Source organism: Nocardioides pinisoli, from assembly GCF_024199985.1.
GTDB lineage: Bacteria > Actinomycetota > Actinomycetes > Propionibacteriales > Nocardioidaceae > Nocardioides > Nocardioides pinisoli.
In genome coordinates, this window is sequence record NZ_JANARS010000004.1 from 111,121 (window position 1) to 135,430 (window position 24,310).

22 protein-coding genes and 1 tRNA gene are annotated in these 24,310 nt (G+C 73.1%); 4 read left to right on the forward strand and 19 right to left on the reverse strand.

Annotated elements, in window-relative coordinates; all coding sequences use genetic code 11:
• Positions 1–34: 34 nt before the first annotated feature.
• The 15 genes from atpE to argS form a co-directional block, all read right to left on the reverse strand.
• On the reverse strand, positions 35–244 hold the full coding sequence (atpE, locus tag NCI01_RS09930) for an ATP synthase F0 subunit C (RefSeq protein ID WP_030482691.1): 210 nt from the start codon (positions 242–244) through the stop codon (positions 35–37).
• A gap of 70 nt (positions 245–314) precedes the next feature.
• Positions 315–1,103, reverse strand: a complete 789-nt coding sequence (atpB, locus tag NCI01_RS09935) for a F0F1 ATP synthase subunit A (protein ID WP_254181327.1) — start codon at positions 1,101–1,103, stop codon at positions 315–317.
• Complete coding sequence (locus NCI01_RS09940) at positions 1,100–1,363, reverse strand: AtpZ/AtpI family protein (protein ID WP_254181328.1); 264 nt, start codon at positions 1,361–1,363, stop codon at positions 1,100–1,102. The genes atpB and NCI01_RS09940 overlap by 4 nt, the downstream gene beginning before the upstream one ends.
• Positions 1,364–1,392: 29 nt before the next feature.
• Positions 1,393–1,851 carry a hypothetical protein gene (locus NCI01_RS09945; protein ID WP_254181329.1) on the reverse strand — a complete coding sequence of 153 codons (459 nt, stop codon included), beginning with the start codon at positions 1,849–1,851 and terminating at the stop codon, positions 1,393–1,395.
• A 78-nt stretch (positions 1,852–1,929) separates the two neighbouring features.
• Positions 1,930–3,111, reverse strand: a complete 1,182-nt coding sequence (locus NCI01_RS09950) for an MraY family glycosyltransferase (RefSeq protein WP_254181330.1) — start codon at positions 3,109–3,111, stop codon at positions 1,930–1,932.
• 5 nt (positions 3,112–3,116) lie between these two features.
• Positions 3,117–3,773, reverse strand: a complete 657-nt coding sequence (locus NCI01_RS09955) for an L-threonylcarbamoyladenylate synthase (protein ID WP_372495140.1) — start codon at positions 3,771–3,773, stop codon at positions 3,117–3,119.
• A 5-nt stretch (positions 3,774–3,778) separates the two neighbouring features.
• Positions 3,779–4,642, reverse strand: coding sequence for a peptide chain release factor N(5)-glutamine methyltransferase (prmC, locus tag NCI01_RS09960; RefSeq protein ID WP_254181332.1), 864 nt, complete (start codon positions 4,640–4,642; stop codon positions 3,779–3,781).
• A complete protein-coding gene (prfA, locus tag NCI01_RS09965) occupies positions 4,639–5,712 on the reverse strand; it encodes a peptide chain release factor 1 (RefSeq protein ID WP_254181333.1) in 1,074 nt (357 codons plus the stop codon). The genes prmC and prfA overlap by 4 nt, the downstream gene beginning before the upstream one ends.
• An 81-nt stretch (positions 5,713–5,793) precedes the next feature.
• Positions 5,794–6,033 (reverse strand): 50S ribosomal protein L31, encoded by a 240-nt coding sequence (rpmE, locus tag NCI01_RS09970; RefSeq protein WP_254181334.1) that lies wholly within the window; start codon positions 6,031–6,033, stop codon positions 5,794–5,796.
• A 130-nt stretch (positions 6,034–6,163) separates the two neighbouring features.
• Positions 6,164–8,137, reverse strand: a complete 1,974-nt coding sequence (gene rho, locus NCI01_RS09975) for a transcription termination factor Rho (protein ID WP_254181335.1) — start codon at positions 8,135–8,137, stop codon at positions 6,164–6,166.
• A gap of 343 nt (positions 8,138–8,480) precedes the next feature.
• Positions 8,481–9,377 (reverse strand): homoserine kinase, encoded by an 897-nt coding sequence (gene thrB, locus NCI01_RS09980; RefSeq protein ID WP_254181336.1) that lies wholly within the window; start codon positions 9,375–9,377, stop codon positions 8,481–8,483.
• 2 nt (positions 9,378–9,379) lie between these two features.
• A complete protein-coding gene (gene thrC, locus NCI01_RS09985; RefSeq protein WP_254181337.1) occupies positions 9,380–10,474 on the reverse strand; it encodes a threonine synthase in 1,095 nt (364 codons plus the stop codon).
• Complete coding sequence (locus NCI01_RS09990) at positions 10,471–11,781, reverse strand: homoserine dehydrogenase (protein ID WP_254181338.1); 1,311 nt, start codon at positions 11,779–11,781, stop codon at positions 10,471–10,473. The genes thrC and NCI01_RS09990 overlap by 4 nt, the downstream gene beginning before the upstream one ends.
• Positions 11,778–13,181, reverse strand: coding sequence for a diaminopimelate decarboxylase (gene lysA / locus NCI01_RS09995; RefSeq protein ID WP_254181339.1), 1,404 nt, complete (start codon positions 13,179–13,181; stop codon positions 11,778–11,780). The genes NCI01_RS09990 and lysA overlap by 4 nt, the downstream gene beginning before the upstream one ends.
• A 6-nt stretch (positions 13,182–13,187) precedes the next feature.
• A complete protein-coding gene (argS, locus tag NCI01_RS10000; protein WP_254181340.1) occupies positions 13,188–14,843 on the reverse strand; it encodes an arginine--tRNA ligase in 1,656 nt (551 codons plus the stop codon).
• Positions 14,844–14,937: 94 nt separating this feature from the next.
• Here argS and NCI01_RS10005 point away from each other — a divergent pair, with 94 nt between their 5' ends.
• The 3 genes from NCI01_RS10005 to NCI01_RS10015 all read left to right on the forward strand — a co-directional run bounded on the left by NCI01_RS10005 (position 14,938) and on the right by NCI01_RS10015 (position 16,779).
• Entirely contained in the window at positions 14,938–15,435 is a 498-nt protein-coding gene (locus NCI01_RS10005) for a thioesterase family protein (protein WP_254181341.1), read from the forward strand.
• A gap of 74 nt (positions 15,436–15,509) precedes the next feature.
• Positions 15,510–15,582: transfer RNA gene (locus NCI01_RS10010), tRNA-Arg, on the forward strand.
• Between the two features lie 177 nt (positions 15,583–15,759).
• On the forward strand, positions 15,760–16,779 hold the full coding sequence (locus tag NCI01_RS10015) for a rod shape-determining protein (RefSeq protein ID WP_254181342.1): 1,020 nt from the start codon (positions 15,760–15,762) through the stop codon (positions 16,777–16,779).
• A gap of 11 nt (positions 16,780–16,790) precedes the next feature.
• Here the strand turns inward: NCI01_RS10015 and NCI01_RS10020 are convergent, their stop codons facing one another.
• Positions 16,791–19,715, reverse strand: coding sequence for an FtsW/RodA/SpoVE family cell cycle protein (locus NCI01_RS10020; protein ID WP_254181343.1), 2,925 nt, complete (start codon positions 19,713–19,715; stop codon positions 16,791–16,793).
• A gap of 9 nt (positions 19,716–19,724) precedes the next feature.
• Complete coding sequence (locus tag NCI01_RS10025; RefSeq protein ID WP_254181344.1) at positions 19,725–20,987, reverse strand: hypothetical protein; 1,263 nt, start codon at positions 20,985–20,987, stop codon at positions 19,725–19,727.
• 293 nt (positions 20,988–21,280) lie between these two features.
• Here NCI01_RS10025 and NCI01_RS10030 point away from each other — a divergent pair, with 293 nt between their 5' ends.
• Positions 21,281–22,708, forward strand: a complete 1,428-nt coding sequence (locus NCI01_RS10030) for a choice-of-anchor P family protein (protein ID WP_254181345.1) — start codon at positions 21,281–21,283, stop codon at positions 22,706–22,708.
• Positions 22,709–22,762: 54 nt separating this feature from the next.
• Here NCI01_RS10030 and NCI01_RS10035 read toward each other — a convergent pair whose 3' ends face one another.
• Positions 22,763–23,671 (reverse strand): LCP family protein, encoded by a 909-nt coding sequence (locus tag NCI01_RS10035; protein ID WP_254181346.1) that lies wholly within the window; start codon positions 23,669–23,671, stop codon positions 22,763–22,765.
• Positions 23,671–24,303: a hypothetical protein gene (locus NCI01_RS10040; protein ID WP_254181347.1), complete on the reverse strand. Its 633-nt coding sequence runs from the start codon at positions 24,301–24,303 to the stop codon at positions 23,671–23,673. Before NCI01_RS10040 ends, NCI01_RS10035 begins: the two co-directional genes overlap by 1 nt.
• Positions 24,304–24,310 lie beyond the last annotated feature (7 nt).

Sequence of the window (24,310 nt, forward strand, 5' to 3'; positions counted from 1 at the left end):
AACTCCTACGGTCTAGAGCTGGGTGCGACGGTCGTCAGAGAGGCAGGACGAACGCGAGCGCGACGGTGATGATGAAGAGCGCCTCGGCGAGAACGAAGCCAAGGATGGCGATCGACTGCAGACGGCTCTGAGCCTCGGGCTGGCGCGCGACACCGGAGATGAACGCGGCGAAGATCAGGCCGATACCGACACCGGGACCGATGGCGGACAGGCCGAGACCGACCAGGTTGATGGAGCCTTCCACGGCTTTTCCTTTCGTCGGCGACGCGTCTCTCGCGCCGCTGTTTGGCGAAACTTGTGGGGGGTGGTGCTGATCAGTGCTCGTCGGCGAGGGCCTCGCCGATGTACATCGAGCTCAGGAGGGTGAAGACGTAGGCCTGGAGGAACATGACCAGCATCTCCAGGAAGCTGACGCCGATGCCCAGCCCGAAGGACAGGACGCCGACGGCGCCGTAGAGGATGTTGCCGCTCGCGAGGAGGGCGGCACCGCCGGTGGCGAACAGGATCAGCAGCAGGTGGCCGGCGAACATGTTGCCGAACAGACGCAGCGTGAGCGTGAACGGGCGGATGATGATGTTGGAGAAGAACTCCAGCGGCACGAGCAGCAGCAGGATCGGGCCCTTGACGCCGCTGGGCATGGTGGCGTGCTTGAGGTAGCCGAGCGCACCGTGCTTCCAGATGCCGGCGCCGATGTAGAGGAGCCAGCTCATCAGCGCGAGCGGGACGATGAAGCCGATGCGCGAGAAGCTCGGGAACTGCAGGAACGGGATCACGCCGTAGTAGTTGTTCACCAGGATGAAGGTGAACAGCGTGAACAGGTAGGGCACGAACTTCATGTAGTGCTCGCTGCCGATGTTGTCGCGAGCCATGTTGTTGCGCACGAAGCCGTAGATCATCTCGCCGGCGAACTGCAGGCGACCCGGCACCAGCGAGGCGTTGCGCGTGGCGAGGTAGAAGAAGCCGAAGACGATCACGGCCGACAGCGCGAGCAGCAGCATCGGCTTGGTGACGTCGCCGAAGATCGGCGGCAGCTCGAAGCTCCCGGGGCCGGGGGCGTGGAATTCCGAACCGCCCTCTGCCGCGACAGGCTGGCTGTAGCTCACTCCGACTCCTCGTTGCTCGTGTTGCTCGTCTTGTTGCTGGCGCGCGCCTGCTCCGCAGCGGTCTGCCGCTGGAGCTGCACGATCATCATGTACGTGCCAAGTCCCCCGCCGAGCAGGACCCCCGCCGCCACCAGGAAGCGGGTGCCCAGCCACTGGTCCAGGAGCCAACCGACCGCTCCGTAGAACAGCACCCCGGCCACCAGGTAGCTGGGGGCACTGCTGCGTGGCGGTTGGGAGGAAGAAGCGCCGGACTCGGCCATGGCGCTGCGGACTTTAGCAGTCGTCGAAGTCATGACTCACCCCCGGGCGGGAGGTCGAAGTAGGGGGCCCGCTCGCGTGCGGTCAGCACGAGGTGCGCGACCGTCCACACCAGGGTCGCGACGACCATGCCCGCGGCCAGCCAGCCTCGCGCCTGGTCGCCCGCGAACGCGTCGCCGCGGGTGATGGCGAGGAAGACCAGGAGCACGATCGCCAGCTGGGTGGCGTAGGTGACGAGTGCGACGAGCAGGGAGGCCGTGGGCATCGCGCTCGCGACGAGGTGCAACGACAGCGTGCCGAAGGACACCACGAGGACCACGAGCCCGGCCCCGACAGCGGCGGCCGCGGCCGCCTCGGCCCCGTGCACGACGGCGGCGAGGAGCACCAGGAGGGCCCCGGCGAGGGACGTCAAAGCGGCTGCGCGGACGACGGCCCGGACGCCCGGCACGAGGCTGCTGCGGCGGGGGATCGCGCGGCTCTCGGTCGTCATTTCGGCGGCCTGTCTGGTCTCGGCGGTCGGTGCGTGACTGCTCGTGAAAACTATCACAAAGTCGTCATGGCGCTGAAATCACGATCCGGCGACGGGCTCGTCCGCGCGTCCCTCGAGGTCGGCGTTCTCAGGCAGCCCGGTGTCGCCGAGACCCGTCTTGCGCGGTCGGTGGACCTTGGGCAGCACGAAGGTCAGCGCCACGCTGAGCACGATCATCGTGCCGAGGCCCCACCACACCAGCGGGTCGTCGAACAGGCTGACCAGCACCGCCCCCGTGGCGATGGTGAAGGCCCAGGTCCACATGATCAGCACCGCACGCCGCTGGGAGTGCCCGATCTCGAGGAGGCGGTGGTGCAGGTGCTGCTTGTCGGCGCTCATCGGCGAGCGTCCGGCACGCGTGCGTCGTACGACGGCCAGCACGAGGTCGGCGATCGGCACCATCAGCAGCGAGATCGGCAGCAGCACCGGCAGCACGGTGACGAAGAGGCTGTTGCCCGTCGTCTCCGGCATGCCGACGAACTGCCCGGTCAGCGTGAGCGCGCTCGCCGACAGCACGAGCCCGATGAGCATCGAGCCGGAGTCGCCCATGAAGAGCCGGGCGGGATGGAAGTTGTGCGGGAGGAAGCCCGCGCACGCCCCCGCGAGGGCGGCGCTCAGCAGGGCACCGGTCGTGGCGAGGGTCAGGTTGGTCTGCGCGGAGGCGAAGTAGCAGTAGAGGAAGAACGCCGCCGCCCCGATGCCCACCACCCCCGCGGCCAGCCCGTCGAGCCCGTCGACGAAGTTGACGGCGTTCATCGTGCCGATCACCACGACGAGGGTCAGCACGGCGCCCTGCACGTCGTCGAGGGAGAACTGCGTGCCGTCGGCGGCCGGGAAGTAGTAGAACCGCACCCCCTGCGTGACGAGGAGGCCGGCAGCCAGCACCTGCCCGCCGAGCTTGGTGAGCGCGTCGAGGTCGAAGATGTCGTCGATCACCCCGACGGCGCACACGAGCGCGCCGGCCAGGAGGACGGCACCGGCGTCGGGGAGGACGAACTCCTCGCTGGTCGACAGGAACGGCAGGTGCCGGGCGACGAGGTAGGCCGCGTAGAGCCCGCCGAGCATCGCCAGGCCGCCGAGGTAGGGGATCGGCTCGGCGTGCACGTCACGGTCGCGGACCGCGGCGACGGCTCCGGTGCGCAGCGCGAACTCCCGCGCGACCACCGTGAGCAGGTAGGTCACCGAGAGGGCGACCAGGAAGACGAGGAGGTACTCCCGCATCCGGCCTAGCCCAGGTCCTCGAGCACCACGCCGTGCTCCTCGATCGCGGCGTTGAGCTGCTCCAGCGACAGCGCGCCCAGCCGCAGCACCCGGCCCTGGGGCACGGTGACGTCGACGATCGTCGAGGCCTCCCCGCCCGGTGAGGTGCCGGCGTCGACGATGACCGCGACGGCGTCGCCGAGCATCTCCTCGGCCTGGTCGGCGTCGGTCGCCGCGGGCCGGCCGGTGAGGTTGGCCGAGCTGACGGCCAGCGGCCCCGTGCGCTCGAGCACCGCGAGGGCCACCTCGTCGTCGGGCATGCGCACAGCGACGGTGCCGCGGGTCTCACCCAGGTCCCACATCAGCGATCCCTGCTGCCGGCACACGAGCGTCAGCGGGCCGGGCCAGAACTCCTCGACGAGGGTGCGCGCCCACGGGGGCACCCCCTCGGCGAGGGCGTCGAGGGTGGTCGCGGCCGAGACCAGCACCGGCGGCGGCATGTCGCGGCCGCGGCCCTTGGCCTGCAGGAGGCGTCGTACGGCGTCGTGGGAGAACGCGTCGGCGGCGATGCCGTAGACGGTGTCGGTCGGGATGACCACGAGGTCCCCACGTCGTACGGCGCCGGCGGCGGCGCTCACCGCCGCCTCCCGGTCCTCCTCGGTCGAGGTCGCAAGCCTGTCCACGCCGCTCATCGTGCCAGTCGCGCGGTCAGGTAGCGCGGTCGACCCGCGAGGTCGGGGTGGTCGGTCACGTCGAGCCAGCGACCCGACGCGGCGAAGACGCCCGGCGCGGCGGCGCCCTGGACGTCGGCGTGCTCGGCGCCCACCACTCCCCCGGGCCGCAGCAGCAGCGCGGCGCGACGCTCGAGGACCCGCATCGCGTCGAGCCCGTCGTCGCCGGAGAACAGGGCGAGGTGGGGGTCGTGGTCGCGGGCCTCGACGGCGACCGACTCCCACGCCTCGAGCGGGATGTAGGGCGGGTTGCACACGACGACGTCGACCGCGCCGGTCAGGTCGTCGAACGCGGTGGCCATGTCGCCGGGACGCAGGTCGACACCGGTCCCGGCGAGGTTGCGCTCGGCCCAGGCGAAGGCCTGCTCGTCGAGCTCGACCGCGTGCACCTCGGCGCCGGGGACCTCGTCGGCCACCGCCCGGGCGATCGCGCCCGAGCCCGTGCAGAGGTCGACGACGACGGGCGCCCGCTCCCCCGCGACCAGCGCGGAGACCAGCTGCGCCTGCTCGATCGCCCAGCCCGCCAGCAGCTCGGTCTCGGGGCGCGGCACGAAGACGCCGGGACCGACGGCGAGCTCCACGTGGCGGAAGGCTGCGGTGCCGACGAGGTGCTGCAGCGGCTCGCGGGCCGCGCGGCGGGCCACGAGGGCGTCGTAGTGCTCGCGCTGGTCGGCGTCGACGTCGTCGACCAGCAGCAGCCGGCCGAGGCCGACGTCGAGGACGTGGGCCAGCAGCAGCTCGGCGTCACGCTCGGGCGAGGCGACGCCGGCCTCGCGGAGCCGGGCCGCGGCGGCGCGGCGCAGGTCGCGGGCGTCGCTCATGACTCGAGGGCAGCGAGCCGGGCGGCCATGTCGGCCTCCACGCACGAGTCGAGCACCGGCTGGAGGTCGCCGTCGAGCACCTGGTCGAGGTTGTAGGACTTGTAGCCGGTGCGGTGGTCGGAGATCCGGTTCTCCGGGAAGTTGTAGGTGCGGATGCGCTCGGAGCGGTCGACCGTGCGGACCTGCGAGCGGCGCGCGTCACTGGCCTCGGCGTCGGCGGCGTCCTGGGCGGCCTGGAGCAGCCGCGAGCGCAGGATCCGCATCGCGGACTCCCTGTTCTGCAGCTGGCTCTTCTCGTTCTGGCAGCTCGCCACGATGCCGGTGGGCAGGTGGGTGATGCGGACGGCGGAGTCGGTGGTGTTGACGCTCTGCCCGCCCGGGCCGCTGGAGCGGTAGACGTCGATGCGCAGGTCGTTGTCGTCGATGGTGACGTCGACCGGCTCCGCCTCGGGCGAGACGAGCACGCCGGCGGCCGAGGTGTGCACGCGGCCCTGCGACTCGGTCACCGGCACCCGCTGGACGCGGTGCACCCCACCCTCGAACTTGAGCAGGGCGTAGGGCGCCTGACCCGGCTCGACCGTGCCCCGGGCCTTGACGGCCGCGGTGACCGACTTGTAGCCGCCGAGGTCGGACTCGGTGGCGTCGAGCAGCTCGACGCTCCAGCCGCGGGTCTCGGCGTAGCGGGAGTACATCCGCAGCAGGTCGCCGGCGAAGAGCGCGGACTCCTCGCCCCCCTCCCCCGACTTGATCTCCAGCAGGGCGTCCTTGCCGTCGGCGGCGTCGCGGGGCACGAGCAGCCGGCGCAGCCGCTCCTCGGCGGTGGCACGCCGGACGGCGAGCTCCTCGGCCTCCTGCGCGAAGGCGGGGTCGTCGGAGGCCAGCTCGCGCGCGGCCTCGATGTCGTCGCCCAGCCGCAGCCACTCCTGCCAGGTCGTGACGACGGCCGTCAGCTCGGCGTAGCGCTGGTTGAGCTGCTTGGCCAGGCGCTGGTCGGCATGGGTCTCGGGGAGCGCGAGGCGCCGCTCGAGGTCGGCGTGCTCCTCGCGCATGCCGTCGACGGCTTCGAACAACGGTGACTCCTCGGGCTCGGGTGGGCAGACGACAAGGCGCCGGCCACCCGCGGTGAGCGGGCGACCGGCGCCTGGCGTGAGCTACTTCGTGTCGGCCGTCTCGGCCTGGGCCGGAGCCTTCTTGGCGTAGCGAGCCTCGAAGCGGGCGACGCGGCCGCCGGTGTCGAGGATCTTCTGCTTGCCGGTGTAGAACGGGTGGCACTGCGAGCAGACGTCGGCGTGGATCGAGCCGGAGGTCGCGGTGCTGCGGGTGGTGAACGACGCGCCACAGGTGCAGGTCACCTGGGTCTCGACGTACTCGGGGTGGGTGTCCTTCTTCATGGTGTCCTCTCGAATTGTTCCGGGTCGCCCGCGTGGATCGCGTAGTGACGTGAACCGGAACCGGCGCACAAGTGTGCCACCGGTGTGAACAACGGCGCCAATCCGTGGATTCCCGCCGGCAGTCGACGGGTCAGCGGGAGCCGACGATCTTGGTCACGGCCTGCGGGGAGTCGGCGGCGGCGAGCTGCTTGCGCAGGTCACCGACGACCGCGCCCTCGGCCGGGGCGAGCAGCCTCTCCTCGTGGCGGGTGCCGGAGGCGGCCACGTCGACCGCGGGCACGATGCCCTTGGCGGCGCGCTCCGCGCTGAGCACCAGCTCGAGGTTGGCGGCCCCCGAGAGCTCCTCGAGGAAGAACTCGTCGGTGGCCGATCCGGTGCCGACCGCGACGGTCGCCAGGATGGTCAGCGAGCCGCCGTCCTCGATGGCTCGGGCCGCACCGAAGAACTCCTTCGTCGGGTGCACCGCCGAGGCGTCGACCAGACCGGCCAGGACCCGGCCGTTGGCCGGCGCGGCCAGGTTGTAGGCGCGGCCCAGGCGGGTGAGCGAGTCCAGCAGGACGACCACGTGGTGGCCGAGCTCGACCAGCCGCTTGGCGCGCTCGATGGCGAGCTCGGCGACCAGGGTGTGGTCGGCCGGCTGCCGGTCGAAGGTCGAGGCGACGACCTCGCCCTTCACGGCGCGCTGGTAGTCGGTGACCTCCTCGGGGCGGGTGTCGACCAGCACCACCATGACGTGGCACTCCGGGTTGTTGGACGTGACCGACTGGGCGATCGACTGCAGGAGCGTCGTCGCGCCGGTGCGCGGAGGCGCGAGGACCAGCCCGCGCTGGCCCTTGCCCACCGGCGCGGCGACGTCGACGACGCGTCCGATCAGGTCGGCGTCCGTGGCCAGGCGCAGCCGCTGGTGCGGGTGGACCGGCACCGCGTCGGCGAACTGCGGGCGCTCCTTGGCGCCCTCGGCCTCGGTGCCGTTGACGCTGTCGATGCGGACCATCGGGTTGAACTTCTCCCGACGCTCGCCCTCACGGGGCTGGCGCACCTGGCCGACCACCGCGTCGCCTCGGCGCAGGTGGTACTTCCGCACCATGGACAGCGACAGGTAGACGTCCTCGGGGCCGGGCAGGTAGCCCGACGTGCGCACGAACGCACAGTTGTCGAGGACGTCGAGGATGCCGGCGGCCGGCACCAGGACGTCGTCCTCGAGGATCGTGGTGTCGGGCTCGTTGCGGCCGCTGCCCTGACGGGCCGTGGTCCGGTCGCGCCCGCGACGGCGGCGGTTGCGACGGCTGCCGCCCTCGCCGTCCTCGTCGTCGTCCGACAGGTGCTGGTCCTGGCGGTTCTGGTCCTGCCGGTTCTGCTCCTGGCGGTCCTGCCGGTTCTGCTCCTGGCGGTCGCGGTCCCGGTCCTGGCGGTCGCGGTCCCGGTCCTGCTTAACCTGCTGGCCCTGCTGGCCCTGCTGGTTCTGCTTCCCCTGCTTCTGGCCCTGGTCCTGCTTCTGGCCCTGGTCCTGCTTCTGGCCCTGGTCCTGCTGCCTGTCCGACTTCTTCTGGTCCTGCTTGTCCGCGCGCTGCTCGGAGCGCTGCTCCGACCTCTGCTCCGACCTCTGCTCCGGCCGCTGCTCCGGCCGCTGCTCGGCCGGCTGCTCGGCCGGCTGCTCGGGCTTCTGCGCGGACCGGTCCTCGGCCTTCTCCTCCGCCCGCTCGGCCTGCTGCTCGGCCTGGCGCTGCTTGCGGGTGCGGGTGCGCACGGTCGTCTGCGGCGCCGGCTCGGCCGTCGCGGCGGCAGGCGCCGCGGGCTCCGTGGAGTCGGCGCGCTCCGTGGCGCGCGGGGACTCCGTGGCCGGGGCGGCCTGGGCAGGCTGGTCGGGCTGGGCGGACGGCGCCGCGGCACCACCGGACTGGCTGGCCCGGATGGCGTCGACGAGCTGCGCCTTCTTCATCGAGCCGGCCCCGGCGATCCCGAGGCCCGCGGCCATCGACTTCAGGTCGGCGAGCAGCATGGAGCTGAGCCCGCCGGACTTCTTGGCGGGCTTGCGGCCCGACTCGCCGGTCGCGGGCGTCTCGGGGGCAGCGTTCTCCGCAGCAGCAGAGGGGGTCTCGGTCACGTGGATCCTTCGCACGTCGCGTCGCCTCCCGGACCGACACGAGCGGCCGGCGAGGCGGATGGTGGTCGCCCGTCCACGCGGACCTCGCGACATCGCGAGGACGGGGACGGGCTGGTACGCCGAACGGCGCGCGTTCAGGTTAGCAGGGGCGAGCGGTCCAGCCGGACATCCCGCGTCGATCCGCGTCGGCTGCGCGCACGTGCGGCGGCTCTGGCCGCCGAAACGCCCATGAGAGGGCTGCGTCCGCCGCACGTGCGGCGGGCCTCGCCGGATCTTCCCAGGTCATCGAGGACGTCATGGCCGCCGGCCGGGTGGGCAACCGCCCGCCATGACGTTCGCGCGATCAGAGGACGACGGCGCCCCGGGGCTCGATCGCCAGGTCGTGACACGCCCAGCCGTCCGGGCAGCGTGCGGCGATCGCCGCGGTGTCGGCCGACCCGAACGCCAGCACGGTCGGTCCGGCGCCGGAGACGACGGCGGGCACGCCCTCCGCGCGCAGGCGGCGTACGAGCGCGAGCGACTCGGGCATCGCGGGCTCGCGCTGGTCCTGGTGCAGCCAGTCGCGGGTCGCGGCGAGCAGGTGCTCGGGCTGTCCGTTGAGCGCGGCCACGAGCAGGGCCGCGCGCCCGGAGTTGGCGGCGGCGTCGGCGTGCGGCACGGACTCCGGCAGCAGTCCGCGGGCGACCGTCGTCTCGACCCCGGTGGGCGGGACGAACACGACCGCGGTGACGCGGGGGTCGACGCCTGCGCGGACGGCGTACCAGTGGCCGTCCTCGCGTCCCGAGATCACGAAGCCTCCGTAGAAGGCCGGCGCGACGTTGTCGGGGTGGCCCTCGAGGTCGGCGGCGAGGTCGAAGAGCGCGTCGTCGGAGGCGAGGAGCTGGCCTCCCGCCACCAGCGCCCGCGCCAGAACGACGCCGGCCACGATCGCGGCGGACGACGATCCCAGCCCGCGGGCGTGCGGGATGGCGTTGCGGCAGCGCAGGCGCAGGCCCGGCGGCTGCTCCCCCATCAGCTCGAAGGCGGCCCGCATCGAGCGGACCACCAGGTGCGACTCGTCACGCGGTACGCCGTCGGCACCGGCGCCGTCGACCTCGACCACGAGGCCCTCGGGCAGCACCTCCGCCTCGAGCTCGTCGCGCAGCGACAGGGCCAGGCCGAGGGAGTCGAAGCCGGGCCCGAGGTTGGCCGACGTGGCGGGCACCGTGACGCGCACGGGCCCTTCGACGAAGGTGGCCATGCTCAGGTCAGGCCCGCCGCGGCGGCCGCCGCGTCGACGTCGGCATCGACCACGGTGTCGACCACGTCGCCGAACGACTCCAGGGCCGTGGCGGTGTCCTTGAGGCCGTGCCCGGTCACCGTGATCGCCACGGTGGCGCCGGCGTAGCTCTCGCCGGCGGCGAGCTCGGCGAGCAGGCCCGCGACGCCGGTCGCGGAGGCAGGCTCGACGAACACGCCGTCGTGGCGGGCCAGCTCGACCTGGGCGGCGAGGATCTGCGCGTCGGAGAGGGCGGCGAACCGGCCCCCGGACTCGAGGGCGGCCGCCTCGGCGAGCTTCCACGAGGCGGGGTTGCCGATGCGGATGGCAGTTGCCTTGGTCTCCGGGTCGGGGAACGGCTCCCCGGTCACGAGCGGCGAGGCACCCTCGGCCTGGAAGCCCCGCATGACGGGGCGCTTGCTGGCGCGGCCGAGGTCGGCGTACTGCTCGTAGCCCATCCAGTAGGCCGAGATGTTGCCGGCGTTGCCCACGGGGAGGAGGTGGTAGTCGGGAGCGTCCCCGAGGAAGTCGCAGATCTCGAAGGCCGCGGTCTTCTGCCCCTGCAGCCGGACCGGGTTGACGGAGTTGACCAGGGCGACCGGGTAGTTCCAGGCCAGCCCCTTGGCCATCTCCAGGCAGTGGTCGAAGTTGCCGCGCACCATGATGATCTGGGCGCCGTGGACGACGGCCTGCGCCATCTTGCCGGCGGCGATCTTGCCCTCCGGCACGAGCACCAGCGGCTTGAGGCCCGCCTTGGCGGCGTAGGCGGCCATCGAGGCCGAGGTGTTGCCGGTCGAGGCGCACACCACGGCCTGCGCCCCCTCGTGCTTCGCGAGCGAGATCGCGGTCGTCATGCCGCGGTCCTTGAAGGACCCGGTCGGGTTGTCGCCCTCGACCTTCAGCCACACCTGCCCGCCCGTGAGCGAGGACAGCCACTCGGAGTGCACGAGCGGCGTGCCGCCCTCACGGAGCGTGACCGCCTCGAGGTCGTCGGGAAGCAGGTCGATGAGGTCGCGGTACTCCTCGATCAGTCCGCGCCACTGGTGGTGGGCCCACGGCGCGTCAGGGGCCGGGCTCACTCGTCGCCCCCCTCGACCCGCATCACCGAGGTGACCTCGCGGACGATGTCCATGCTGCGGAGCTGGTCGACCGTCGCGCTGAGCGCGGCGTCGGGTGCGGCGTGGGAGACGACCACGAGCTGGGCGTCGGCACCGCGACCCTCCTGGCGGACGGTCTGGATCGACACGTCGTGGTCGGCGAACGCGTTGGCCACCGCGGCGAGCACACCGGCGCGGTCGTCCACGTCGATCGCGACGTGGTAGCGGGTGCGGGTCTCCCCCATCGGCAGGACCGCGCGATCGGCGTAGGCCGACTCGCCGGCCCCGCGGGTCTCGGCCAGGCGGTTGCGGGCGACCGTCACCAGGTCGCCGAGCACGGCGCTGGCCGTGGGGGCGCCCCCGGCGCCGGGGCCGTAGAACATCAGCTGGCCGGCGGCCTCCGACTCGACGAACACCGCGTTGTAGGCCTCGCGGACGCTCGCCAGCGGGTGGGAGCGCGGGATCATCGCCGGGTGCACGCGGGCCGCGACCTGCTCCTGGCCGTCGGGGCCCGGGCGGAGCTCGCAGATGGCGAGCAGCTTGACCACCGAGTCCATGTCGCGCGCGCTCGCGACGTCGGCGGCGGTGACCTCGGAGATCCCCTCGCGGTGGACGTCGGCGGCGGTCACCCGCGAGTGGAAGGCGAGGCTGGCGAGGATCGCCGCCTTGGCCGCGGCGTCGAAGCCCTCGACGTCGGCCGTCGGGTCGGCCTCGGCGTAGCCGAGCTCCTGGGCCTCCTCCAGCGCCTCGGAGAAGCCGGCGCCGGAGGTGTCCATCTTGTCGAGGATGAAGTTGGTGGTGCCGTTGACGATGCCGAGCACCCGAGTCACCCGGTCGCCGGCGAGCGACTCGCGCAGCGGACGCAGGATCGGGATCGCCCCGGCGACGGCCGCCTCGTAGTAGAGGTCGCGCTCCGCCTTGGCCGCAGCCTCGAAGAGGGTCGGGCCGTCCTCGGCGAGCAGGGCCTTGTTGGCCGTGACCACGCTGGCGCCGTTGTGGAGGGCGGAGAGGATGAGCGAGCGCGCCGGCTCGATCCCGCCGATCACCTCGACGACCAGGTCGACGTCGTCGCGGGCCACCAGGCCGTGGGCGTCGGTGGTCAGCAGGCCCTCGGGCACGTCGACGTCGCGGGGGGCGTCGAGACGTCGTACGGCGACGCCCACCAGCTCGACGGGGGCACCGACGCGGGCGGCCAGGTCGTCGTGCTGCTCGCCCAGGAGCCGCACCACCTGCGAGCCCACCGCGCCGCAGCCGAGCACCGCCACCCTCAAGGTGCGCTTGTCACTCATGAAACACCCACATCGGTCGCCAACAGGTCGGCCACAGTCTCTCGTCGCAGCACGGTGAAAGTCTTCCCGTCCCGAACTCCGATCACCGGAGGACGCAGGGCGTGGTTGTAGTTGGACGCCATGGATCTGCAGTAGGCGCCGGTGCCAGGCACCGCGACGAGGTCTCCGGGACGCACGTCGCCGGGCAGGAACTCGTCCTTGACGACGATGTCACCGGCCTCGCAGTGCTTGCCCACCACCCTGGACAGGGCGGGCGGGGCGCCCGAGGGGCGCGACGCGACGGTCGCGGAGTAGTCCGCGTCGTAGAGGGCGGTGCGGATGTTGTCGCTCATTCCGCCGTCCACGGAGACGTAGGTGCGCACGAGCCCGCCGTCGAGGGCGACCTCCTTGACCGTGCCGACCTCGTAGACGGTGCACATCGACGGGCCGACGATCGCCCGGCCGGGCTCGATGGACAGCCGCGGCACGGCGACGTCGAGGGCGCGGCACTCGTGCTCGACGATCTTGGTGATCTCGGTGGCCAGCTGCGCGGGGTCGGACGGGTCGTCCTGGGTGGTGTAGGCGATGCCGAAGCCGCCGCCGAGGTCCATCTCGGGCATCTCGACGCCGACCTCCTCGACGACGCGGGCGTGCAGCGCGAGCACGCGCCGCGCCGCCACCTCGAAGCCGGAGGTGTCGAAGATCTGGCTCCCGATGTGGGAGTGCAGGCCCAGCAGGCGCAGGCCCGGTGCGTCGTGCACCCGGCGCACGGCCTCCAGCGCGTCGCCGCTGGCGATCGAGAAGCCGAACTTCTGGTCCTCGTGGGCGGTGGCGATGTACTCGTGGGTGTGCGCCTCGACCCCGGCGGTCACCCGCACCATCACGCCGGTGGTGCGGCCGAGCTCCGTGGCGACCGACGCCAGGCGCTCGATCTCGTGCAAGGAGTCCACGATGACCCGCCCGACGCCGAGCTCGACGGCCCGCTCGAGCTCGCCGAGGGTCTTGTTGTTGCCGTGGAAGCCGACCCGCTCCATCGGGAAGCCGGCGCGCTCCGCGACGGCGAGCTCGCCCCCGGAGCACACGTCGAGCGAGAGCCCCTCCTCCGCCAGCCACCGCGCGACGGTGGTGCAGAGGAACGCCTTGCCCGCGTAGTAGACGTCGTAGTCGGCGAAGGCGTCGCGGAAGGCGACGGCCCGGCTCCGGAAGTCGGCCTCGTCGAGGACGTAGGCCGGCGAGCCGTGCTCGCGCACCAGGTCGGGCATCCGTACGCCGCCGACGCTCAGGACCCCGTCGGCCTTGCTCGCCGTCCGCGACCAGAGCAGCGGCACGAGGGCGTCGGGGTCGCTCGGCTCACGCAGCCAGTGCGGACCGCGCAACGCGCCGTCCGCGTGGGCCCAGCCGGACGGGTGCGCCGTCGGCACGCCCGATCACATCCTCTCGGGAGCCGAGACGCCGAGCAGGTCGAGCCCGTTGGCCAGCACCGCCCGGGTCGCGTCGACGAGCATCAGCCGCGCGCGGTGGAGGTCGGAGATCTCCTCGTCGCCGCGTGGCAGGACCCGGCAGCTGTCGTAGAAGCGGTGGTAGGTGCCGGCGAGCTCCTCGAGGTAGCGCGCCACGCGGTGCGGCTCGCGCAGCTCGGCGGCTGCCTTCACCACCCGCGGGAACTCGGCGAGCGCGCGCAGCAGCTCGCCCTCCTTCTCGTGGGTGAGGAGCTCGGGGTGCGACTCCGCGGTGACACCGAGGTCGGCGGCGTTGCGCATCAGGCTCGACACGCGCGCGTGGGCGTACTGGACGGTGAAGACGGGGTTGTCGTTGGTCGCGCGCGACCAGAGGTCGAGGTCGATGTCGATGGGGCTGTCGCTGTGGTAGCGGGCCAGCGCGTAGCGGCTGGCGTCGACGCCGATCGCGTCGACGAGGTCGTCGATGGTGACGACCGTGCCGGCGCGCTTGGACATCCTCAGCGGCGCGCCGTCCCTGAGCAGGTTGACCATCTGGCCGATGAGGATCTCGAGGTTCTTGCCCGGCTCGTCGCCGAAGGCGCTGCACATGGCGTTCATCCGGCCGACGTAGCCGTGGTGGTCGGCGCCGAGCATGATGAAGCAGCGGTCGAACCCGCGCTCGCGCTTGTCGAGGTAGTAGCCCAGGTCGCCGGAGATGTAGGCCGGGGTGCCGTTGGACCGGATGATCACGCGGTCCTTGTCGTCGCCGTACTGCTCGGTGCGCAGCCACAGCGCACCGTCGGCCTCGTAGGTGTTGCCCATCTCGGTGAGCCGCTCGATGGCGCGCTCGACGGCGCCCGAGTCGTGGAGGGACTTCTCGTGGAAGTAGACGTCGAAGTCGACGCCGAAGTCGTGCAGGGACTTCTTGATCTCGGCGAACATCATGTCGACGCCGACCTCGCGGAAGACCTCCTGCGCCTGCGCGTCGTCGAGCTCCTTGACGTCCGGACGGCGCTCCACGACCGCCGCGGCGATGTCGTGGATGTACTGGCCGCCGTAGCCGTCCTCGGGCGCCGGCTCGCCCTTGGCGCTGGCGAGCAGCGAGGAGCTGAAGCGGTCGATCTGGGCGCCGTGGTCGTTGAAGTAGTACTCCCGGGTGACGTCGGCGCCGGTCTTCTCGAAGATCCGGCCCAGCGCGTCGCCGACCGCCGCCCAGCGCACGCCGCCGAGGTGGAGCGGTCCGGTCGGGTTGGCGGAGACGAACTCGAGGTTGATCTTCTCCCCGGCGAACGCGTCGGAGGAGCCGTAGGCCTCGCCCGCCGCGACGATGTCGGCCGCGACCTGTCCCTGGGCGCCGGCCTCGACCGTGACGTTGAGGAAGCCGGGCCCGGCGACCTCGACCTCGGCGATGCCGTCGGAGGCGCGGAGTCGCTCGGCGACGAGGTCGGCGAAGGCACGCGGGTTGGTCCCGGCCCGCTTGGCGAGCTGGAGGGCCACGTTGGTGGCGTAGTCGCCGTGCCCCTTCTGCCGGGGTCGCTCCACCGTGACCTGGGTCGGTACGCCGTCGGGCAGCGTGATCGCGCCGTCGGCCACGAGGGCCTCCAGCACGTCGACGATGGTCTCGGAGAGCTGATCGGGATTCACCGGGCAAGACTATCGGCGGCGCATGGTGGGGGCCGAACCGGTTTCACGCCCTGGCCCGCTGGACCACCACGGGAACTGCCCTAGGGTTCGGGGCGTGACGACGCACCCCACCTACGACCAGCTGGTCGACCTCCCCGCCTACGTCGAGCAGCCCGTGCCGATGCCCTTCGAGGACATCAACGGCCACCTCAACGTCCGCCACTACATCGGCATCGCCAGCGAGGGGCTCGACGAGTCGCTCGTCGAGGTCGGCATCCCGCAGATGTGGCCGCTGACCCACGGGCACGCCTGCTTCACCGCCGAGCACCACGTCACCTACCTCAACGAGCTGCGCACCGGCGACACGATGTCGGCCCGGGTGCGCCTGCTCGGCCGCTCCGAGCGTGCGGCCCACGTGCTGATCTACCTGCTCGACGAGACGCACCGGCAGGTCGCGTGCGTGGTCGAGGAGATCTTCCTCCACATCGAGCTCGAGGACCGGCGCACCGCCCCGTGGCCCGAGGAGGTCGCGGCCAGCCTCGACGCCCGGATCGCCGAGCACGAGGCCCTGCCCTTCCCCGCCGTGACGTCCGGGTCGCTCGCCCTGCGCTGAGGCGGTTTCACCACCACGCCGGGCGACCGGTAGTCTTCACCGCGCACCGGCCCGGAGCGATCCGGGTGGTGCGGGCCTCCGTAGCTCAGGGGATAGAGCACTGGTTTCCGGTACCAGGTGCCGCAGGTTCGAATCCTGCCGGAGGCGCCCTGTGATGTCGCACGACATCGGCGACGACGGACCTACGGAAACGTAGGTCCGTTGCTCATTCCCGGGTGGGCCCATCGGCTCGGGTCCCTGTCCCCCCGGGACCAAAGACCCCTGTCAAGGCGGAGGCGGAGCCGTAGCGTGAACCGGGTCCTGGGATCTCACGCAGGGGGCACGATGAGCGGTGGTTTCGGAATAGACGTCGGGACCGCGAACACGGTGGTGTGCCACCGGACCCGCGGGGTGCTGTTGGACGAGCCGTCGGTGATGGTGGTCCGCACGTCCGAGGCGCGGACCAGACGTGTCCGCCCACTGCTGGTCGGACGGGAGGCACGCGACCTGATGGGCCGCTGCCCGGTCGGGCTCTCCGCCGTGCGTCCGCTCCACGACGGCGTGATCGTCGACCTCGAGGCCGCACGGGCGTTCATGTCCGCGCTGCTGGCCAAGGCGGCCCTGCCCGCGTGGCAGCGGATCGGCGCCCGCGCCGTCATCGGGGTCCCGGCGGGCGCGACCGCCCTCGAACGGCGCGCACTGCTGGAGGTGGCCGACGAGGCCGGGATGCGGAAGGCGGCACTGATCCCGGAGCCGATCGCGGGGGCCGTCGGCTGCGGCCTGGACCCCCTCGAGCCCAGGGCGCACATGGTCCTCGACATCGGCGGCGGCACCTCGGAGATCACCGCGTTCTGCTACGGCGGCGTCCTGTCACACCGGTCGTCGCGGATCGCGGGCGACGAGATGACGCTGACGCTCTACCGCTACCTGCGGGCCGAGCACCAGCTGCTCGTCGGCGAGCTCACCGCGGAGGCCCTGAAGTGCGCCGTGGACGCCGAGGAGGGCCTCTCCACGGTGGTGCAGGGCATCGACCTGGCCACCGGCCGGCCACGCCTGAAGACCCTGGAGTCCGCCGAGGTCCTCGAGGCGCTGCAGCCGACGGCCGACGCCATCATCACCGCGCTCGCGGGCGTGCTGGACAACCTGCCGCCGCAGGCGGCCGACGACATCCTCACCGAAGGGGTCGTCGTCTTCGGCGGCTCCAGCCTGCTGCGCGGCTTCGACAAGCTGGTCGAGTCCGCCCTGGGCTTCCCCGTCCGGATGGCCGACCGGCCGCTCACCTGCGTGGCGGAGGGCGCGGCCCGCTGCGTGGCCGACCCCGACGTGGCGCGGGCCTACGAGGACGCGTTCCTCGAGGCCGGCTGACCACCGACCGGTCACCGGTGCCTGCGGGGACGGGGCCCCGTCCGCAGGATCTCCTCCTCGTGGGCGAAGAAGTAGTCCAGCACCGGCAGCACGACGGCGCCCGACGTGCTGACCCCGTGGCCTCCGCCGCGCACGAACGACGTCGCCACCACGCGCGGGCGATCCAGCGGGGCGGCCGCGGTGAACCACGAGTCCGGCGCGCCGTTGGGCGCGGACGGGTCCTGGGCCGAGCCGGTCTTGGCGCCGGCCCGGACCGGCAGGGCCCGGAGGATGCTGGCGGTGCCGGACGTCGCGGCCAGCGCCATGCCCTCGCGGACCGGCCCCAGCCTGTCGGCGTACGGCAGCCGGCGCGGCCGCGGCCACCGGAGAGCCGACCGGCCCCGCCCCTCGCCGTACGACAGGCCGAGGTGCGGCGTCACCATGGCGCCGGTGGCGATGCCGGCGGTCCACAGCGCGTCCTGCAGCGGCGTCACCGTGAGGTAGCCCTGCCCGATGCCGAGGATCACGGTGGAGCCGGGGAACCACGTCCCGCCGTCGCGGGCGACCGAGTCCGGGGTGCCCAGGTAGCCGCCGGTCTCCCCCGGCAGGTCGATGCCGGTCGGCCGGCCGACGCCCAGGCTCCGGGCCGTGCTGATGATCGGCTCGGGGCCCATCGCCCAGGCGAGCTGGTAGAAGTAGACGTTGTTGGACAACGAGATGGCGTTGGGCAGGTCCTGCGCCGGCAGGGACATCCAGTTGCCGAAGGAGTGGTCGCCCAGCGTCCAGGAGCCGCCGCCCGGCAGCACCCGGTCCGGCGGCACGGTGCCGTCCCTCATGCTGGCGGCCGCGACCACGAGCTTGAACGTCGATCCGGGCGGTGCGGCCACCTGGGTGACGTGGTCGAGCATCGGACTGCCCGGCCTGCGCGACACCCGGGCCAACGCGCCGTTGTCGACGGGCGGGCCGAAGAGCCGGTTGTCGTACGCCGGCCGGCTGGCCGTGGCGAGGACCTGCCCGTTGCGGGGATCGAGGAGGACCGCTCCGCCGAGGTCCCCGAGCGGCTGGCCGGGCCTGCTGCGCAGCACCGCGTCGAGGGACCGGGTGAGCTCACGCTGGAGACCGAGGTCGACCGAGAGGCGCAGGGTCCTCCCCCGGCGGGGCGGGGTGTAGGGCCCCATCGCCATGGGCGTGCCGGCCGGCGTCACGTAGACGCACTGGCGGCCGTCGGTGCCGCGCAGGACGGGGTCGTAGACCTGCTCGAGCCCGGCGCGGCCGGCGATCGCGTCCAGGGCCAGGTCGGGCCAGCGCTCCATCTCGACGGGAGTGGCCACGCCCGTCCAGCCCAGCACGGGGCCGAGCACGTCACCGGCCGGGTAGCGCCGACGGGTCTCCGGGACCACGAAGACACCTGGCAGCGCCGCGTTGCGGACGCGGCGACCGGCCGCCGGCGGCAGCGACGCGACGGTCAGGTCGCGGCTCGCCCGGTGCCGGTGGAGCTGGCGTCGCAGGCCGATCTCGGGGCGCGCTGTGAGGGCTGCCAGGGTGGACACGTCGGCGGGTCGCACGAGGGCCGGCACCACCGCGACCCGGTGCCGACGGACGTCGAGGGCGAGAGGCGTCCCGTGCCGGTCGGTGATCTCACCGCGCGCCGCGGGGACCCGGGTGCAGCGCAGCATCTGGTCGAGCGCGGCCTCGCGCAGCTGGGACCCCTGCGCGCTCTGCAGCTGCCAGACGAACCCGACCATCCCGACCAGGAGGCCGGTCACCACGACGGCGGTCGTGCGCAGCAGGCGCGGTCGCGCCCGGTCCGGCCGCTCTCGGAGCCAGAGGCGGTGGGCCTCCCCGTCGGCGCCCAGGGCCAGCACGAGACCGAGCGCGGCGATGTGCACGGCGGCCGCCGTGCCCCCGTAGCTCAGCAGAGGGAACGGGACCCCGGCGGTCGGGACCAGGCCGAGGTTGCCTGCGACGGAGACCGCGACCTCGACGCTGACGAGTGCCGCGAAGCCGGCCGCGGCGAGCCCCGCCGGACGGTTGCGGGTGTGGCGACTGATGCCGACGACCCGCCACACGAGCACCATCGCTGCGAGCACGGCCGCCGCGCCGGCAAGGAACCCGAACTGCTCGACCACGCTGGCGAAGGCGAGGTCCGTGTGCCGGTCCGGCAGGTAGAGCCCGACGAGCTGGTGCAGCGGGTGGTCCGCACCGCCGGTCAGTCCACCCCAGGCGAGGGCGATGTGCATCTGCCGGATCGCCCATCCGGGACCGTCGGCGTCGGTCGACCCGCTGAGGAAGGCGTGCAGTCGCTCCTGCTGGTAGGGGTGGAGCAGCTGTTCGGCGAACGGCAGCGCGAGGGCCGCGACCACGAGGCACGGCACGAGCACCTTGAGCGGGACCCGACCGAGCACCAGCATCGTCCCGGTGACGGCGCACAGCACCGCGGCCGTCGACAGGTCGGGCTGGACCAGCACGAGCCCGATGGGCGGCACGGCGACGGCCACGGCGGTCACGAGGCGCCGCGGCCACGACCGGTCGCTCCCCAGGACCAGGGCCAGCACCAGGAGCAGCCCGAGCTTGGCGAGCTCGGAGGGCTGCATGCTGAAGAACCCGATCGCGATCCATCGCTGGGCACCCCTGACCGACATGCCACCCACGTCCACGGCCACCAGCAGCACGACGCTGACCCCGTAGCAGCCCCACGCCAGCCCGCGCAGGCCGGCGGTCCGCCACCGGCTCAGGACCACGAACAGCACCACGCCACCGCCGACCACGACCAGCTGGTGCCGTGCGGCGGCCGGGTCACCCAGCGCGGCGAGGTTGGCCACGCCCAGCACGACGAGGAGGGCCACGGCCCCGACGGCGAGGGGATCGAGCAGGCGCACGACCGGGAGGCGTGCCGGCCGGCCGGGCGCCGGGCGGGACCGGCGCCCGCCCAGTAGTCCCCGTTCGACGCTGAGCATGGCCGCCGGCTAGCAGCGCAGCGACGACCCGGTGACCGGCACCGGCGACGACTGGGCGCGTGCGGGTGCCGTCGTCGTCGCGACGAGCGCCACCGCAGGTCGCCGCGGGACCTGCACCGACGAGCTGGCATAGACCCGGGTCCAGCCGGGTTGCGCGGTCACGCTGACCGGCGGTGACCAGCTGACACCGCCGTTGCACGACGTCGCCGTGCCCACCCGCCAGGTCACGACCTGCGCGGTCGCGGCCGGTCGGAAGCGAGCCGTCACGGTGACGGCGCAGAGGGCGCCTGGGGAGCAGTCACCGGCCCGCCGCAGCTCGACCCCGGTGACGGCACCGGCCTGCCGCGGCGCAAGGGTCTCGACGCGCGGGCGGGGCCGGGACGACGCTCGACCAGCGGGCTCGGGCGACTCGCCCGCGCTCGCCTTCCCGCCCGGCTCGGTGGGCGCGGGGTCGGACCTGTCCGCACCCGCACCCGGGTCGTCGCCGCGCGTGGCCAGCACGTAGCCGCTGCCCACCACCGCCACGAGCAGGAGCACGAGGGCGAGGGCCACCCGGCCGGCCGGGGCACGTCGACGGCCCCGGGCCGGGCCACGCGGCCGGCGACGCGAGAGCCGCGTCGGTGCGGGTCGGCGAGGACCGGGCGGGTGCGGATCGGGCCGCGCCACATCGGCCGGCGTCGGCGTCGGGACGCCCGGTTGCGCCGTGGTGCTCGCCGCCATGTGGACGTACGCGCGGACGAGGTCCGCCAGCTGCGCACGCAGGCGCTCGGAGGCGTCCGCCCCGACGGTCTCGACCAGTGCCCTCCGGAGCCGGGCGGCCCGCGCGCCCGGGTCGGGGGTGGTGTCGGCGGCCGCCTCCTCGAGCCGGCGCAGCAGCGCCAGCTGCGCAGCGGAGGGGTGGGCCGGCAGTCGGCGCGCGCTGTGGACGAGCTCCCCGAGCAGCTCGGGCAGCGCGGCCCCCGAACGCGGCCCCGCACGCGTCGCCTCGACGTCCCCGGAGTCCGTGAGGGCGACCACCCAGCGGTCGTCGTGGGTCAGCGTCAGGTCGAACGCCCCGTCGACCGGGTGCGGCACGTCACTGGTCTCCATGAGGCGGGCGGCCACGAAGGCGGCTTCGGCAGGGCTGAGGGTGACCATGCCCAGCAACCGGTCGAGCGGCACTCGTCCGGCTTCGACGGCGGGGCCGGGTGACCCGGCGGGGCGCTCCTCCTCGGCCTCCGGCGCACGCGGACCCGGGTCCGTGGCGCGTGATGACGAGACTTCCTGGACCATCGGATCCCCCGTTCCTGCACACCGAGACGTGCGGTGCCTCGTGCGACCGCCGCAGCGTGACGAATCTCAGTATCGGGACGCGCCCGGGCCCCGTCACAGGGTCCTTCGTCCTGTCCGGGGTGGGTCCGGCCCGGGCTGGCTACCCCCGGGTCCCGGGCGCCCCGCGCGCGCCGTCCCGTCGTCCCGGTGACGGCCGTCACCAATCCGGGCCGCCGTCGTTGAGGGGGTCGAGGGAGCTACCGGCCGGTCACTCGGACGGCCGGGCGTCGCTCCCGTCGACCCTGGGAGGGGACATGGAGAAGACCCAGCGACGGCTCGCCGCCGTCGTCAGCCTCGGCCTGAGCGCCGCGCTCGTGCTGTCCACCGGCGCCGCGCCCGCGGAGGCCGGTGGTGGCGCCGACGCCCGGGCAGCGCGGGCGGACCAGCTCACCGGATTCGGCTACCGCGGTGACGTCTACGGCGTGAAGCTGGTGACCGACAGCGTCGAGGCGCTCAACCTCAAGGACGCCCACGCGCAACAGCTCTGCACCCGGTCGGCCGGCAAGGTGGTCGAGCAGCAGAGCGCCGTGTCGGTCCCCGACAACCCGCTCATCCAGGTCTCGGCCAGCGCGAGCCGCACCGAGACGTACGTCGACGGCGAGACGCACGGCGTCCGCGGCACCAACACCATCGGCGACATCAGCATCGGCGGCACCGTCGGCCCACTGACCACGCCCCGCCTGGTCATCAAGGGTCTGCAGACGACGGCCCACGCCTTCCACACCCCGCGGGGCTACGGTCACGACGAAGGGTTCACCTTCGCCAGCATCTCGCTCGAGCTGCTCGACAACACCGTCGTGGAGCAGCTGCCGCCCGAGCTCCAGCAGCTCCTCGCCCCGCTCGACCAGGTCACCGACACGGTCTTCACCGGGACCCAGCAGGCCGCGCAGCAGGTGTTCCAGGTGCTCAGCGACGTGACCAAGCCCATCGTCATCCCCGGCCTCGGCACCATCGCCCTGGGCTACGAGAACGGCCGAGCCAACAGCCACAACGCCCAGTCCCAGGCCTCGGCCCTTCGGATCGAGGTCACCGCGGGCGACCGCCGCCAGCTCGTGGAGCTCGGCACCGCGCGCGTCCGGATGGGCGGGCCGGCCCCGGTCGGCGTCTTCCGCTCCGGCGGCACCGCGATGGACTACCAGGCGCTGCAGGGCGCCCTGCGGTTCGGCAACGTGCAGCACAAGGCGCTCCCCTGCCAGGGCACCCGCGGCCGGACGCAGACCTACCAGGTCCCGCACGCCACGCAGCTCGTCCCGGTCCCGGTCCAGCTCGACGGCGTGACCTACCAGGTCAACGGCGACCAGTTCCGCGCGAAGGCCGGCGCCAAGCGCGGCAAGGTCGCCAAGGGCTGGTCGCGCACCGCCATCCGGTCGGTGTCGATCCCCACCGCCCAGCTGGTCATCACCGACGTCAGCTCGCGCGCAGCGATGCGCCAGAAGCCCGGCAAGCGGGTCGGCTCCAAGATCTCGACCGGCGTCGGGTCCATCACCGTCGCCGGACAGCAGGTCGCGGTGCCGGCGCCCGGCGAGGTGGTGGAGCTGCCCAACGGCGTCGGCGAGATCCAGCGCCAGCTCGTCGACACCGGCTATCGCGGGTCGCAGGTGATCGCGCTGCGGATCAAGCTCTACTCCGAGGCTGTCGTCATCGACCTGGCCCGCACCGCGGGGCGCATCTACGACTCCTGACCTCTCGGTCCCGCTGCCCGCGTGGCGCACCCGTCCACGCGGGCACGGGCCCGGTCAGCAGCCGCGCAGCGTCGCGTCGCGGCGGGCCTCGCGACCCAGGCGCCGCGCCTGCGCCACGTCGGGGAAGACCACGCTGGCGGCACCCACGAACCCGATCCGCCCGCGCACGACGCACGTCGTGATCCTCCGCGGATCGACCTGCGCGACGGCCTGGGCGATCTCGAAGAGCTCGGCCGGCGAGGCGTTGGTGTCGGTGTGGGCCATCACCGTCATGACGCCGCGCTCGATGAAGCCCGCCACGTCGGCCTGCGATCGGATCCGGGCGTGGATGCCGCGGAGCGTGCGCTGCTGGTTGGCCGAGCGGTCGAAGTCGCCGCCCGGCAGGTCGTAGCGGACCCGCGAGAACGCCATCGCGTCGTAGCCCCCGAGACGGATGCGCCCCTTGGCGAAGCCCTCCTTCTTGAGGTTGGGGTCGGCGAAGCGGCGCGGGTTGGTGACGGTGATGCCGCCGATGTCGTCGATCATGTCCTCGAAGAACGGGAACCGGGTGACCACCACGTAGTCGGGCTCGATGCCGACGAGGTTGTGCATCGCACCGGCCATCCCGCGCGGGCCGGCGAAGTAGAGCGCCGAGTTGATCTTCTCCCGCCCGTGGCCGGGGATCGTGACCCAGGAGTCGCGGGGGACGCCGATCGCGGTGGCCGCGCCCGTGCGGGTGTTGATGCCCACCAGCTGCAGGGCGTCGCCCCGCGACCGGGTCATCACCTGGCCCGGCCGGGCGTCCGACCCGACGCCGAGGATCCACACCACGTCCTCGCCACCGGTGGCCACGCCCTGCGCGTGCCGGATCTTCACCAGGTTGACCTCGGTCGGCTGCATCGCCGACGTCGGTACGACGAACGCCGTCACCGCCAGGACCGCCGCGAGGGCGACCGTCCGCACCAGCCTCGTGCTCCGTCCCATCACCGGGCTCCCTTCGCGACGTCGTAGCCGAAGACGCGCCACGCACCCCTCTTGCGGGTGAGGAAGAGCCGTCCGCGCACGGTGGTCGTGCCCGTCTTCTGGCCGGTGGTGTCGAAGCGCAGGACGAACCGCGCGGTCACGGCGCGCGCCCGTCGGCCCGTGGCCAGGATGTCGAGGGTGACCGTGCGCCTGTGTGGCGCCACGGACTCGATGCGCGGACCGGCGACCTGGTTGGTCAGCAGCGCCTTGTCGGCGCGGGCGCGCTCCTCGGCGGCGTCGGTGAAGCCGGGGAACGCGGAGGGGAAGCTGCCGCGCGGGTAGGAGCCGCCGAGGTAGGCCGCCTCCCACCAGCGGTCGACTACGGCTCCGACCTGGGCGCGCACGGCCTTGCGCCGGGCGACCGGCAGCCGGCCGTGGACCCGGTGGATGCCGACCTTCGTCGACCCGGGGTGCGAGGCCAGGGTGGCCCGCGCGTCGGACCGGCTGAGCCGCTCCGGCGATGCCGACGGCTCGGCGCCGGACTGGCAGGCGGAGGCGAGCGGCACGAGCAGGACGAGCGCGAGTCCCGCGAGGCGGGAGCCGCGGGGGGTGCGGTGGGCGTGGCGGACGCGGCCTGGTGAGGGGCGGGGCATGAGGAGC

What these genes read in the sequence shown, in the direction of transcription:
- NCI01_RS09940 (WP_254181328.1), bottom strand. Translation starts at nt 1,363, where the DNA reads ATGGCCGAGTCCGGCGCTTCTTCCTCCCAACCGCCACGCAGCAGTGCC.
- NCI01_RS09945 (WP_254181329.1), bottom strand. Translation starts at nt 1,851, where the DNA reads ATGACGACCGAGAGCCGCGCGATCCCCCGCCGCAGCAGCCTCGTGCCG.
- NCI01_RS09950 (WP_254181330.1), bottom strand. Translation starts at nt 3,111, where the DNA reads ATGCGGGAGTACCTCCTCGTCTTCCTGGTCGCCCTCTCGGTGACCTAC.
- prmC (WP_254181332.1), bottom strand. Translation starts at nt 4,642, where the DNA reads ATGAGCGACGCCCGCGACCTGCGCCGCGCCGCCGCGGCCCGGCTCCGC.
- rpmE (WP_254181334.1), bottom strand. Translation starts at nt 6,033, where the DNA reads ATGAAGAAGGACACCCACCCCGAGTACGTCGAGACCCAGGTGACCTGC.
- thrB (WP_254181336.1), bottom strand. Translation starts at nt 9,377, where the DNA reads ATGGCCACCTTCGTCGAAGGGCCCGTGCGCGTCACGGTGCCCGCCACG.
- NCI01_RS09990 (WP_254181338.1), bottom strand. Translation starts at nt 11,781, where the DNA reads ATGAGTGACAAGCGCACCTTGAGGGTGGCGGTGCTCGGCTGCGGCGCG.
- NCI01_RS10015 (WP_254181342.1), top strand. Translation starts at nt 15,760, where the DNA reads ATGAGCGGTGGTTTCGGAATAGACGTCGGGACCGCGAACACGGTGGTG.
- NCI01_RS10020 (WP_254181343.1), bottom strand. Translation starts at nt 19,715, where the DNA reads ATGCTCAGCGTCGAACGGGGACTACTGGGCGGGCGCCGGTCCCGCCCG.
- NCI01_RS10025 (WP_254181344.1), bottom strand. Translation starts at nt 20,987, where the DNA reads ATGGTCCAGGAAGTCTCGTCATCACGCGCCACGGACCCGGGTCCGCGT.
- NCI01_RS10030 (WP_254181345.1), top strand. Translation starts at nt 21,281, where the DNA reads ATGGAGAAGACCCAGCGACGGCTCGCCGCCGTCGTCAGCCTCGGCCTG.
- NCI01_RS10035 (WP_254181346.1), bottom strand. Translation starts at nt 23,671, where the DNA reads ATGGGACGGAGCACGAGGCTGGTGCGGACGGTCGCCCTCGCGGCGGTC.
- NCI01_RS10040 (WP_254181347.1), bottom strand. Translation starts at nt 24,303, where the DNA reads ATGCCCCGCCCCTCACCAGGCCGCGTCCGCCACGCCCACCGCACCCCC.